The organism is Kitasatospora saccharophila, assembly GCF_039529925.1.
Lineage (GTDB): Bacteria > Actinomycetota > Actinomycetes > Streptomycetales > Streptomycetaceae > Kitasatospora > Kitasatospora saccharophila.
The window spans coordinates 21,921-34,253 of sequence record NZ_BAAANS010000056.1 but is presented as its reverse complement, the minus strand read 5'-3'; the positions used below and the strand labels follow the sequence as shown (position 1 = coordinate 34,253).

Annotated in this window: 12 protein-coding genes; 6 read left to right on the top strand and 6 right to left on the bottom strand. The window is 75.2% G+C overall.

Features of this window, described 5'->3' with window-relative positions:
* Positions 1–64: 64 nt before the first annotated feature.
* Together ligD and ABD345_RS31360 are read left to right on the top strand one after the other, a co-directional pair.
* A complete protein-coding gene (ligD, locus tag ABD345_RS31365; RefSeq protein ID WP_344557092.1) occupies positions 65–1,066 on the top strand; it encodes a non-homologous end-joining DNA ligase in 1,002 nt (333 codons plus the stop codon).
* Positions 1,067–1,174: 108 nt separating this feature from the next.
* Positions 1,175–2,632 (top strand): serine hydrolase domain-containing protein, encoded by a 1,458-nt coding sequence (locus ABD345_RS31360; RefSeq protein ID WP_344557091.1) that lies wholly within the window; start codon positions 1,175–1,177, stop codon positions 2,630–2,632.
* 58 nt (positions 2,633–2,690) lie between these two features.
* Here ABD345_RS31360 and ABD345_RS31355 read toward each other — a convergent pair whose 3' ends face one another.
* Positions 2,691–3,515, bottom strand: coding sequence for a Rossmann-fold NAD(P)-binding domain-containing protein (locus ABD345_RS31355; RefSeq protein ID WP_344557090.1), 825 nt, complete (start codon positions 3,513–3,515; stop codon positions 2,691–2,693).
* A gap of 87 nt (positions 3,516–3,602) precedes the next feature.
* Here ABD345_RS31355 and ABD345_RS31350 point away from each other — a divergent pair, with 87 nt between their 5' ends.
* Positions 3,603–4,022 (top strand): winged helix-turn-helix transcriptional regulator, encoded by a 420-nt coding sequence (locus tag ABD345_RS31350; RefSeq protein ID WP_344557089.1) that lies wholly within the window; start codon positions 3,603–3,605, stop codon positions 4,020–4,022.
* Positions 4,023–4,099: 77 nt separating this feature from the next.
* Here ABD345_RS31350 and ABD345_RS31345 read toward each other — a convergent pair whose 3' ends face one another.
* Positions 4,100–4,531 carry an ATP-binding protein gene (locus ABD345_RS31345; protein WP_344557088.1) on the bottom strand — a complete coding sequence of 144 codons (432 nt, stop codon included), beginning with the start codon at positions 4,529–4,531 and terminating at the stop codon, positions 4,100–4,102.
* Positions 4,532–4,772: 241 nt separating this feature from the next.
* On the opposite strand from ABD345_RS31345, the gene ABD345_RS31340 reads away from it, so the two are divergent.
* Positions 4,773–5,183, top strand: coding sequence for an STAS domain-containing protein (locus ABD345_RS31340; RefSeq protein WP_344557086.1), 411 nt, complete (start codon positions 4,773–4,775; stop codon positions 5,181–5,183).
* Between the two features lie 15 nt (positions 5,184–5,198).
* On the opposite strand, the gene ABD345_RS31335 is transcribed toward ABD345_RS31340, so the two are convergent.
* Positions 5,199–6,674 (bottom strand): MFS transporter, encoded by a 1,476-nt coding sequence (locus tag ABD345_RS31335; protein WP_344557084.1) that lies wholly within the window; start codon positions 6,672–6,674, stop codon positions 5,199–5,201.
* A gap of 122 nt (positions 6,675–6,796) precedes the next feature.
* Here ABD345_RS31335 and ABD345_RS31330 point away from each other — a divergent pair, with 122 nt between their 5' ends.
* Entirely contained in the window at positions 6,797–7,795 is a 999-nt protein-coding gene (locus ABD345_RS31330; RefSeq protein WP_344557082.1) for an Lrp/AsnC family transcriptional regulator, read from the top strand.
* 58 nt (positions 7,796–7,853) lie between these two features.
* On the opposite strand, the gene ABD345_RS31325 is transcribed toward ABD345_RS31330, so the two are convergent.
* The 3 genes from ABD345_RS31325 to ABD345_RS31315 are packed head-to-tail and all read right to left on the bottom strand — an operon-like array spanning position 7,854 to position 11,283.
* Positions 7,854–8,582, bottom strand: coding sequence for a succinate dehydrogenase/fumarate reductase iron-sulfur subunit (locus ABD345_RS31325; protein ID WP_344557081.1), 729 nt, complete (start codon positions 8,580–8,582; stop codon positions 7,854–7,856).
* Positions 8,579–10,522 (bottom strand): fumarate reductase/succinate dehydrogenase flavoprotein subunit, encoded by a 1,944-nt coding sequence (locus tag ABD345_RS31320; RefSeq protein WP_344557080.1) that lies wholly within the window; start codon positions 10,520–10,522, stop codon positions 8,579–8,581. The genes ABD345_RS31325 and ABD345_RS31320 overlap by 4 nt, the downstream gene beginning before the upstream one ends.
* Before the next feature lie 29 nt (positions 10,523–10,551).
* Positions 10,552–11,283, bottom strand: coding sequence for a succinate dehydrogenase cytochrome b subunit (locus tag ABD345_RS31315; RefSeq protein WP_344557078.1), 732 nt, complete (start codon positions 11,281–11,283; stop codon positions 10,552–10,554).
* A gap of 84 nt (positions 11,284–11,367) precedes the next feature.
* Between ABD345_RS31315 and ABD345_RS31310 the strand changes: the two genes are divergently transcribed.
* Positions 11,368–12,291, top strand: coding sequence for a LysR family transcriptional regulator (locus tag ABD345_RS31310; protein WP_344557076.1), 924 nt, complete (start codon positions 11,368–11,370; stop codon positions 12,289–12,291).
* Positions 12,292–12,333: the final 42 nt, after the last annotated feature.

Genomic DNA, 12,333 nt, shown 5'->3' with positions numbered 1-12,333 from the left:
TGTCGCGTCCGCCCCGGCGTGTCGCGGGACGGGGGCGGGGCGGCCGGGTGCCTAGCGTGGGGGCATGGCTGGAGCAGCGGTGGAACTGGAGGTCGGCGGCCGGACGGTGCGGCTGTCGAACCCGGACAAGGTGTACTACCCGGAGCCCGGGTACACGAAGCGGGACGTCGCCGAGTACTACCTGGCCCTCGCGCCCGGGGTGCTGCGCGGGCTGCGCGAGCGGCCGACCACGCTGCAGCGCTTCCCGGACGGGGTGGACGGCGAGTCGTTCTACCAGAAGCGCGCCCCGAAGAACGTCCCGGACTGGCTGCCGACCGCGCGGATCGCCTTCCCGTCCGGGCGCACCGCCGACGAGGTGTGCCCGACCGAGGAGGCCGCGGTGCTGTGGGCGGCCAACCTGGGCTGCCTGACCTTCCACCCGTGGCCGGTGCGCCGGGCCGACACCGAGCACCCGGACGAGCTGCGGATCGACCTCGACCCGCAGCCCGGCACCGACTTCTCCGCCGCCGTCCGCGCCGCGCTGCAACTGCGGCCGCTGCTGGCGGAGTTCGGGCTGACCGGCTGGCCCAAGACGTCCGGCGGCCGGGGCCTGCACGTGATCGTGCCGGTCGAGCCGCGCTGGACGTTCACCGAGTGCCGGCACGCGGTGATCGCGCTGGGCCGCGAGCTGGAGCACCGCTCGGGCGGCGAGGTCACCACCGCCTGGTGGAAGGAGGAGCGCGGCGCGCGGATCTTCGTCGACTACAACCAGATGGCCCGCGACCGCACCATCGCCTCCCCGTACTCGCTGCGGGCCGGCCCGTCGGCCACCGCCTCCGCGCCGCTGCGCTGGGAGGAGCTGGAGCGGGTCTCCCCCGCCGATTTCACGCTGCGCACGCTGCCCGGGCGGTTCGCCGAGCTCGGCGACGTGCACGCCGGGATGGACGGTCAACGGGATTCGCTGGAACGGGTGTTGGAGCTGTACGCGGCCCAGGGCGCGGGTGACCTGCCCTACCCGCCGGACTTCCCGAAGATGCCGGGCGAGCCGTCCCGGGTGCGGCCGAGCCGGGCCCGCAAGCGGGACTGACGGCGGCGGTCCGCGGAAAAGCCGTGGAGCCCGGCCCGGGCCGTCCGTAGCATGCGCGGGTCGGCCCGCCCCGCACCCGGGGGCCCGCACCCGTCGGGGGAGTTCGGAATGTCTGCTCAGCGCCTCCTGCTGCCGCGTTCGGCGCCGTCCGCCACCGGGCTCTCGTCCCGGGCGGTGGGGGCGCTGCTGGACCGGCTGGCGGAGCTGCCCGTCGAGTGCCACTCGCTGCTGGTGGTGCACCGGGGGCGGGTCGTCGCGGAGGGCTGGTGGGCGCCCTACTCGGCCGGGCGGCCGCACCTGCTCTACTCGTTGACGAAGTCGTTCACCTCGGTGGCGGTGGGCCTCGCGGTCGCCGACGGCCTGCTGTCGCCGGCGGACCGGGTGGCGGACCTGCTGCCGGAGCGGGTGCCGGCCGGGGCCTCGGCGCAGGCACGCCGGATCACCGTGCACCACCTGCTGACGATGACCGCCGGGCACGCCGCGGACAGCCTGGAGGAGGCGTGGGCGCGGGAGCCGGGCGACCTGGTGCGGGGCTTCCTCGGCCTGCCGTTCGACGCGCCCGAGGGGACCCGGCACGTCTACGACAACGCGACCACCTTCCTGCTGGCCCGGATCGTGGAGCGGGTCACCGGGCGCGGCCTGCCGGAGTTCCTCGACGAGCGGCTGTTCGGGCCGATGGGCGTCGACCACGCCGAGTGGGACCGGGTGGGCAGCGGCGCCGCGTTCGGCTTCCACGGGCTGCACCTGACCACCGAGGCGGTGGCGGCCTTCGGCGAGCTGCTGCTGCGCGGCGGCCGCTGGGGCGGGCGGCAGCTCGTCCCGCGCGCCTGGGTCGAGCGCGCGACGCGTCGGCACGTCGCCTCCGAGTCGTTCGTCAGCGGCGCGAGGGACCCGGACTTCTCCTGCGGCTACGGCTACCAGTTCTGGCGCTCCCGGCACGGCTACCACGGCCACGGCGCCTACGGGCAGCAGTGCGTGGTGGTCCCCGGGCACGAGCTGGTGGTGGCCGTGACCGCGCAGGGCGAGTCCCAGGCGGTGTTCGACGCCCTGTGGGAGTGCCTGCTGCCCGGTCTCGGCCGGGCGGACGGCGCGGCGGACGACGCGGCGGACGACGCGGCGCTGGCCGAGCGGCTGCGGCGGCTGTCGCTCCGGCCGGTGCCGGGCACCGCCGGACCGGGCCGGGCGGCCCGCGCGGAGCTGGACGCCACCGCCGGGGAGTCGGCGCTGCCGTCCGGGACGGCGGTCGCCGTCGCACCGGTCGACGGCGGCTGGCGGGTCCGGCTCGGACCGCTCCCCGGCACCGGGGCCGTCCTCGACCTGGAGGTGGGCCACGGCACCTGGCGGGAGAGCGCCCCGCTCGGCCGCCCGGTGGTCGCCGCCGGGGCCTGGCAGGACGGCCGTTTCCTCGCCGACCTGTACGTGATCACCACTCCGCACCGCGTCCGGCTGACCGTCGACCCGGCGGCGGGAACGGCGACGGCCCGGTGGAGCACCCCGCCGCTGACCGGCCCCCGGCTGGAACTGCACCTGCGCGCACCGCTGATGACCCGGCCGGACGTCGCCTAGCCGTTGGTGTCGTGCACCGCCGTGACCGGCGCGTGGCCGGCACCGGGTGCGCCGTCCGTCAGCTCGCCGCGACCGTCGGGCGGGCGGCGGCCGCGGTGGCGGCGGCGACGGCCAGCGGGTCGCGGGCGGGGCGGCCGAGCAGGTCGGCGAGGTCGGGGGTGGTGCCGGCCAGGAAGCCGTGGCGGACGCCGGTGGCGATCGAGGCGAGCATGGGCGGCTGGAACGGGAGGAGGCCGGGGGTCTCGTCCAGCAGGCGGCGCCGGTACTCGTCCAGGCCGATGCCGCGGTGCGGGACGCCGAGCCGGGCGGCGACCCGGTCGGCGGTGACGGGCGGGCCGACCAGGTCGAGGGTCCGGCCGCGGTGCGGGACCGGGTCGGCCGCGACGGTCGCCGCGGCGTCGGCGAGGTCCGCCCGGGCGACGGCGGCCAGGGCGCCGTCGCCGAACGGGGACTCCAGGCCGTCGCCGCTCCAGCTCAGCAGGGCGCCGAACAGTTCGGCGTACAGGCCGTTGCGCAGGATCGTCCAGGGCAGCGCGCCGGTGCGCAGCAGGCGTTCGGTGGCGCGGTGCGCGGCGGCGAAGGCGAGGTGGTCGCCGGCCGTGGTGAGGCTGGTGTAGACGACGTGGCCGACGCCGTCGCGGGCGGCCGCGGCCAGGACAGCCGCGTGCCGGGCGATCACCCGGTCGTCCTCGGCGTAGCCCGCGGAGACCAGGACCAGGGTGGAGACGCCGGTGAGGTCGAGTCCGGCGGGGTCGTCGAAGTCGAGGCGCCGGGTGCCCTCCCCCGGGGTGCGGCTGCCTCCGGTCGCGGTGCTGCCGCGGGTTCGCAGGGCCGTGAGGATCGCCGAGCCGAGGTTCCCGTTCGCTCCCGTCACCAGGATCATGCCGTTCGCCGCCTTCCGTCGTGGTTCTCTTCGGTAACCAGGCTCGATCCTCGATCGGGTGCTCACGGGCCACAAGGAGGCAGTTCGGTGTCACTCACGCACACGGCGGTAACCACCCCCGCGGACCTCGACCCCTGCGGGCGGCACGACCACCCCGACTGCGGGATCCGGGACGTGCTGGACCGGATCGGCGACAAGTGGTCGGTGCTGGTAGTGGTCGAACTCGCCGGCGGGCCGCGGCGGTTCCGCGAGTTGCAGCGCGCCGTCGAGGGCATCTCGCAGCGGATGCTGACGCTGACCGTCCGCCGGCTCGAACGCGACGGCCTGGTGCGGCGCACCGTGTACCCCACCGTCCCGGCCCAGGTCGACTACCGGCTGACCGGGACGGGAGCCGGGCTGACCCACCTGGTGAAGGCGCTCGCCGACTGGTCGCTCGCGCACCGCGGCGCCATCGCCGAGGCCCGGGCGGCGTACGACCTGGAGCATCCGGGCCACGAGATCCGCTGACGGCCGGCCGGGCGGACGGACGGGCAGACGGGCAGACGGGCGGACGGGCGGACGGGCGGACGGGCGGACGGTGGGGTTCAGGGCGCGGGGAGGGCGGCCCACACGGTCTTGCCGCCGGGGAACGGGGAGACGCCCCACCGGGTGGAGATCCGCTCGACCACGTGCAGGCCGTGGCCGTGGGGCTGTCCGGGGCGCCAGGGCGCGGGCACGGGGCGGGTGAGCGCCCCGTCGGTGACCGCGACGGTCAGGTGGCCGTCGGCCAGGTCGACGTCCAGGCAGGTCACGCCCGGGGCGTGGTCGCAGGCGTTGGCCAGCAGTTCGCAGGCCACCAGCAGCACGTCGTCCCGCCGCCGGCTCGCCCCGTCACCGCCGTCACCGCCGTCGCCGCCACCGGCGCCGGGCAGGGCGGCCAGCACGTCGCGCACGCAGCCCAGGCCGGGTCCGACCGACCTGACTCCGCCGGGCCCGAACCGGAAGTGCCAGTGGTTCTCGCCGTCCCCGGGGCCCATGGTTGCCACCTCCTGCCTCGACGCCTGCGCGGCGCGCCCGCGCACGCCACCCACGCGTCTTTCCAGCCGGGCCCGAACGCTAACGGGCGCCGGTGGTACCCGGGCGCCGGGGCGGCTCCGGTTCCGTTCTCCGGGCGGTCCCGGGGCGGGTCGCTCCGTTCCCGGGGTTGTGTACCGGCCTCGGCAGGAGCAGGGTCGAAACAGGACACCACCGGACTCCCCTGCCGGAAGGACTCCGATCATGGACACCGTCCTCACCGCCGACCGGCGCCCCGCACCGCCGGGCACCGTGGTCCTCGCGCTGCGCGGCGACGCCGACCGCGACACCGAGCACGTCCTCGCCGCCGCCCTGCACCGGGCGCTGGCCGTCCGGCCCGCGCCCGAGACGCTCGTCGTCGACTGCTCCGAACTGCGCTTCTGCTCCTCGTCCTGCCTGAACCAGCTGCTGCGCGCCCGGACCGCCGCGGCGGGGGCCGGGACGGTGCTCTGCCTCGCCGCCCCACGCCCGGTGGTCGCCCGGCTGCTGGAGGTGACCGAGACCGACACCGTCTTCGAGGTCCTCCCCGCCGCGCCCCGGCCGCCCGCCCGGCCCACGCCGTCCGCGCCGTCCGCACCGCCCGCGTGCGGCCTGGCGTCGGCGGGGCGGGCGTGACCGCGGGCGGGCGGGTCAGGACGGCTGCGGGGAGCGGTCCTTGACCAGGGCGGGCCCGGATCCGGGTTCGGGCGCGGTTTCGGGCGCGGGTGCGGATTCCGGCGCGGTTTCGGGTGCCGCCGGGCGGCGGACCAGGAGGACGACCAGGAGGGCGGCGACCAGGCCGGCCGCGCCGGCGGTCAGGTAGACCCGGTCGAGGGCGGCGGCGTGGGCGTGGCGGGGGTCGGCGCCGCCCCGGTCGCGCAGGGTGTTCTGGAAGACGGTGCCGAGGACGGCGATGCCCAGGGCGAAGCCGAGCTGGCGGGCGGTGTTGAAGGCGCCGGAGGCCATGCCGGCGCGTTCGCGCGGGACGGTGGCGAGGGCCGCGGACATCATCTGCGGGGTGGCCAGGCCGACGCCGGTGCCGGTGACCAGCAGGCCGGGCAGCAGGACCGTCCAGCCGGAGCCGGGCGAGACCAGGGCGAGCAGCAGGGTGCCGGTGCCGATCAGGGCCAGGCCGAGGCCGATCGGCAGCCGCGGGGGTGCGCCGCGCAGCAGTCGGGTGCCGAGCGGGGCGGTGACGAAGGCGGCGGCGGCGAGCGGGCAGACGGCGAGTCCGGCGCTCAACGGGCCGAGGTGGAGGACCTGTTGGAGCCACAGGCCGGTGTAGGTGAGCTGGGCGAAGGCGGCGGCGGTGAGCAGCAGTCCGGCGGCGGCGAGCCCGGCGAAGGCGGGGTTGCGCAGCAGGCCGAGGTCCAGCAGGGGGTGGGCGGTGCGCAGTTCGACGGCGGTGAAGACGGCGAGGGCGAGCGCGGCGGCGGCCAGGACGGCGAGCACCAGCGGGTCGCTCCAGCCGCGTTCGCCGCTCTCGATCAGGCCGTAGGTGAGGGTGGCGGCGAACAGCGTGAACGCGGTGGCGCCGGGCAGGTCGAAGCGTCCGGCGGGGCGGGCGGTCCGGGCCGGGTCGGCGGCGAGGTGGCGGAGGGTGAGCCAGCCGGTCAGGGCGGCGATCGGCAGGTTGACCAGGAAGACCGAGCGCCAGCCGAACTGCTGGGTGAGCAGCCCGCCGAGCACCGGTCCGGCGGCGGCCGCGGCGCCGTTGACGGCGCCCCAGACACCGAACGCGGTGCCCCGGTCGCGGCCCCGGTAGGCGGCGTTCAGTAGGGCGGTGGTGGAGGTCATCATGGCGGCGGCGCCGATGCCCTGGACGGCGCGGGCGGCGATCAGGGTGCCGGCGCCGGGGGCGAGCGCGCAGGCCAGCGAGGCGAGGCCGAAGACGGCGAGGCCGGCCAGGTAGAGGCGGCGGTGGCCGAGGCGGTCGCCGAGCGAGCCGAAGGCCGTCAGCAGGGCGGCGAGGGTGAGGGCGTACACGTCGACCACCCACTGCAGGGCGGTGAAGGTGGAGTGCAGGTCCTCGGACATCTCGGGCAGCGCGGTGTTCACGATGCTGGTGTCGACCAGCAGCATGAACGCGCCGAGGCAGATGGCCGTCAGGGGTGTCCACTTGCGCACGGGACGGGTCGTCCTTCCGGGGCGGGGTCGCTCGTTCTCCCGGTACTTTCGGGCCGGGGTGCGGCTTTCCCCTAGCCAGTGCGCCGCTTCCGGTGCTTTCCGACACCGGTTACCCTGGTGCGGTGGGATCCGACACGTACGATCTGATCGACCGGCAGCTGGTGCACGCGCTGCAGTTGGCGCCGCGGGCGGCGTTCAGCCGGCTGGCGGCGGTGCTGGGGGTGTCCGACCAGACGGTGGCGCGCCGGTACGGGCGGCTGCGCGGGGCGGGGGCGGTCCGGGTGCTGGGGTTGACCGATCCGGAGCGGCTGGGCGAGGCGCGCTGGCAGTTGCGGGTGCGCTGCGCGCCGGACTCGGCGGGGGCGGTGGCCGCCGCGCTGGCCCGCCGGGAGGACACCGTGTGGGTGTCGCTGAACTCGGGCGGGACGGAGATCTCCTGCACGACCCGGACCCCGCCGGAGCGCGCGGACCACTCGCTGCTGCTCCAGCACCTGCCGCGCACGCCGAGCGTGCTGAGCGTGGCCGCGCACTGCGTGCTGCACACCTTCTTCGGCGGGGCGCAGAGCCTGGTGGCCAAGTCCGGTGCGCTGAGCGCCGAACAGGTCGCGGCGCTCGCCCCGGACGGGCCGGAGACGGCCGGATCCGACTCCCCCGTACCGGAGTTGGACGCGACGGACCGCCGCCTGCTGGGCGTGCTGGCGGTGGACGGGCGGGCGCCGCTGGCCGAACTGGCCGCCGCCTGCGGGAAGTCGGAGAGCACGGTGCGCCGCCGACTGGAGGAGCTGACCTCGTCCGGCGCGCTCTACTTCGACCTGGACGTGGACTGGCGGATCTTCGGACTGCGCAGCCACACCTGCCTGTGGCTGAACGTGGTGCCGTCCGAACTCGCCGCGGCCGGTGAGGCGTTGGCCGCCCATCCGGAGGTGGCGTACGCCTGTGCGACGACCGGCCCGAGCAACCTGCACGCGGTGGTGATCACCCGCGGCGCGCGGGAGCTGTACACCTACCTGACCACCCGGGTGGCGGCGCTGTCCGGGGTGCAGCACGTGGAGACCGCGCCGACCATCCGGACCGTCAAGGGGCCGGGGCCGCTGCCGCTGCCCTCCCCGCGCGACATCTGACCGGCGGGGAGGGGCGGTACGGCGGAGCGGGCGGAGCGGGCGGGCGGGTCCGGGCCGGTCAGCTCCGCAGGAACTCGCGGTTGAGGCGGGAGATGCCGGTCAGCGGGATGCCCTTGGGGCAGGCGGTGGCGCACTCGCCGGTGTTGGTGCAGCCGCCGAAGCCCTCCGCGTCCATGGTCTCCACCATGTTCCGCACCCGGGAGGCCCGTTCGGGGGCGCCCTGCGGGAGCACGTTGAGGTGGACGACCTTGGCGGCGGTGAACAGCATCGCGGAGCCGTTGGGGCAGGCGGCGACGCAGGCCCCGCAGCCGATGCACTCGGCGTGCTCGAAGGCCAGGTCGGCGGCCTCCTTGGGGACGGGGGTGGCGTGCGCCTCGGGGGCGGAGCCGGTGGGGGCGGTGACGTAGCCGCCGGAGCCGATGATCCGGTCGAGGGCGGAGCGGTCCACCACCAGGTCGCGGACGACGGGGAAGGCGCCGGCCCGCCAGGGTTCGACGTCGATGGTGTCGCCGTCGGCGAAGTGCCGCATGTGCAGCTGGCAGGTGGTGGTGCGTTCGGGGCCGTGGGCCTGGCCGTTGATGACCATGCCGCAGGCGCCGCAGATGCCCTCGCGGCAGTCGTGGTCGAAGGCGACCGGGCGTTCGCCGCGCAGGATCAGTTCCTCGTTGAGGGTGTCGAGCATCTCCAGGAAGGACATGTCCTCGCTGATTCCGGAGACCCGGTACTCGGTCATCTCGCCCGGAGTGTCCGGGCCTTGCTGGCGCCAGATGCGCAGGGTGAGGTTCACGCGTAGCTCCGCTGGGTGGGGTGGACGTGCTCGAAGGCGAGCTCTTCCCGGTGCAGGACGGGGGCCTCGCCGGTGCCGGTGAACTCCCAGGCGGCGGCGTAGCCGAACTCCTCGTCGCGGCGGGCGGCTTCGCCGTCGGGGGTGGCGGACTCGGTGCGGAAGTGGCCGCCGCAGGACTCGGCGCGGTGCAGAGCGTCCAGGCACATGAGTTCGGCGAGTTCGAAGTAGTCGACCAGCCGGTTGGCCTTCTCCAGCGCCTGGTTGAGCTCCTCGCCGGTGCCGGGCACCTTGATCCGGCGCCAGAACTCCGCGCGGATCTCCGGGATCCGGGCCAGCGCGCGGCGCAGTCCGGCCTCGTCGCGGGCCATTCCGCACTCCTCCCAGAGGAGTTCGCCGAGTTCGCGGTGGAAGGAGTCGGGGGTGCGGTCGCCGTCGACGGCCAGGATCAGGTTCAGCCGGTCGGCGGACTCGGCCTCCACGGCGGCGAGTTCGGGGTGGTCGGCGGGGACGGCGGCGAGCTTGGTGCGGCCCAGGTAGTCGTTGAGGGTGGGCGGCAGCACGAAGTAGCCGTCGGCGAGGCCCTGCATCAGGGCGCTGGCGCCGAGCCGGTTGGCGCCGTGGTCGGAGAAGTTGGCCTCGCCGATCGCGAACAGGCCCGGGATCGTGGTCTGCAGGTCGTAGTCGACCCAGAGGCCGCCCATCGTGTAGTGGATCGCCGGGTAGATCCGCATCGGGACGGTGTACGGGTCCTCGGCGGTGATCCGCTGGTACATCTCGAACAGGTTGCCGTACTTGGCCTCGACGGCGTCCCGGCCGAGCCGGGCGATCGCGTCGGCGAAGTCCAGGTAGACGCCCTGCCCGCCGGGGCCGACGCCGCGGCCCTCGTCGCAGACCACCTTGGCGGCCCGGGAGGCGATGTCTCGGGGCACCAGGTTGCCGAACGCCGGGTAGATCCGCTCCAGGTAGTAGTCCCGCTCGTCCTCGGGGATCCGCGCGGGCGGGCGGGTGTCGCCCTTCGCCTTCGGGACCCAGATCCGGCCGTCGTTGCGCAGCGACTCGCTCATCAGGGTCAGCTTGGACTGGTGGTCGCCGGAGCGCGGGATGCAGGTGGGGTGGATCTGGGTGAAGCACGGGTTGGCGAACAGGGCGCCGCGCCGGTGGGCCCGCCAGATCGCCGTCGCGTTGGAGTTCTTGGCGTTGGTGGAGAGGTAGAAGACGTTGCCGTAGCCGCCGGTGGCGAGCACCACGGCGTCCGCGGTGTACGAGCGGATCTCGCCGGTGACCAGGTCGCGGGCGACGATGCCGCGGGCCCGGCCGTCGACCACCAGCAGGTCGAGCATCTCGGTGCGCGGGTGCATCTCGACGTTCCCGGCGGCGATCTGCCGGGACAGCGCCTGGTAGGCGCCGAGCAGCAGCTGCTGGCCGGTCTGGCCGCGGGCGTAGAAGGTGCGGGAGACCTGGACGCCGCCGAAGGAGCGGGTGTCGAGCAGGCCGCCGTACTCGCGGGCGAACGGGACGCCCTGGGCCACGCACTGGTCGATGATCTCCACCGAGACCTCGGCCAGGCGGTGCACGTTGGACTCGCGGGCCCGGAAGTCGCCGCCCTTGACGGTGTCGTAGAACAGCCGGCGCACCGAGTCGCCGTCGTTGCGGTAGTTCTTGGCCGCGTTGATGCCGCCCTGGGCGGCGATCGAGTGAGCGCGCCGCGGGGAGTCCTGGAAGCAGAACTGGACGACGTGGTAGCCCTGTTCGGCCAGCGTCGCGCCGGCCGCGCCGCCGGCCAGGCCGGTGCCGACCACGATCACGGTGTGCTTGCGGCGGTTGGCCGGGTTGACCAGCTTGGCCTCGAACCGCCGCCGCTCCCACCGCTGTTCGATCGGCCCGTCCGGGGCGGCGGTGTCGGCGACCGGCGCGCCGAGGGTGTAGTCGAGGTAGCTCATTGCCGTGCTCCCGGTGGGGTGTTGGGGGTTCATCGGACCAGTCCGGCCATCACGGCCACCGGCACCGACAGGAACCCGGCGGTCAGCAGCAGCGCCAGCCCGTTCGCGGCGAGCTTCAACGCCCGGTCCCGGCGCGGGTCGTTGGCGCCGAGGGTCTGCGCGGCGCTCCAGAACCCGTGCCGCACGTGCAGGCCGAGCGCCAGCATCGCCAGGCAGTAGATCGCGCCCGAGTACCAGGTCGAGAACGAGGCGACGATGTTCTGGTACGGGTGGCCCTCCTCGGCGGCCGGGTTCACCGTGAGGGTGGTCAGGTCGAGGATGTGCCAGACGACGAACAGGCCGAGGATCACCCCGCCCCAGCGCATCGTCCGGGTCGCGTACGTCGCCCGCTGCCGCCGGTGCACGTACTTCACCGGGCGGGCCCGCACGTCCCGGCGGGAGAGCTGGTAGGCGGCGGTGCCGTGGGCGACCACCGCCGCCAGCAGGACCAGCCGGGCCAGCCAGAGGAACCAGCCGTGGTGCAGGAACGGCTCGCCGATGGTGCGCAGCCAGTGCGCGTAGCCGTTGATGTCGTCCGGGCCGAAGAACACCTTGAGGTTGCCGAGCATGTGGGCGACCAGGTAGGCCAGCATCAGCAGGCCGCTGACCGCCATCACCGCCTTCTTGCCGACCGAGCTGCGCCACAGCGACGCCAGGGAGGACGGGTGCCGGCCGGGGGCGGGGGTCCGGTTCGTCCGGTTCGTCCGGGTAGCAGGAGCCATGACCATGACCGTAAGCCGGGCGTGTCACAGGTGTCCAAGACATGGAAGCGCTGATCACGATAGGCACTGCCTATGATGGCTGGTGTGCAGTTGCAGCAGCTCGCCTACTTCGTCGCGGTCGCCGACGCCCGGCACTTCACCCGGGCCGCCGAGCTGAGCCACGTCTCGCAGCCCTCGCTCTCCCAACAGGTCCGCGCCCTGGAACGGGAGTTGGGCGCCGAGCTGTTCCACCGCTCGCGCTCCGGGACGGCCCTGACCGACGCCGGCCAGGCCCTGCTGCCGCTGGCCCGCCGGATCCTGGCCGACGCGGACAGCGCCCGGCGGGCCGTCGCCGAGACGGTGCAGCTGCGCCGCGGCCGGGTCCGCTTCGGCGCGCCGCCCTCGCTGTGCGCCAGCCTCGTCCCGCAGGTGCTGGGCAGCTACCGGGCCCGGCACCCCGGGGTGGACCTGCGGCTCACCGAGGGCGGCTCGCGCGACCTGGTCCGCGACCTGGAGGCCGGGCAGCTGGACCTCGCGCTGGTCATCACCCCCGCCTCCGCCGCCACCGACCCGCTGGCCGTCACCCCGCTGCTGCACGAGGACCTGGTGCTGGTCTCGGCGGCCCCGCTCCCCCGCCGCCGGGCCCGGATCACCGACCTGCGCGGCCGGGACCTGGTGATGTTCCGCGAGGGCTACGACGTCCGCGAGACCACCCTGGCGGCCTGCCGGGCGGCCGGGTTCGAGCCCTCGTACGCGGTCGAGGGCGGCGAGATGGACGCCGTGCTGGCCGCCGTCCGGGCCGGACTGGGCCCCGCGGTCGTCCCCGGCATGGTCGCCGCCAGCGCCGCGCTGCCCAGCACCCCCTTCGCCCCGCCCGGCCTCGGCCGCACCATCGCCCTCGCCCACGGCCGCGACCTGCCGCTCACCCGCGCCGCGGGCGCGTTCCGCGAGACGCTGCTCGCCTACCTCCGGGAGGCCGACCGCACCGACTCGCTGCCCCCGGGCACCCGGCTGCTCCCCACCCCCTGACCCCGGCGGGCCCCGCGTATAGGGTGGGTGCACGGAACATCA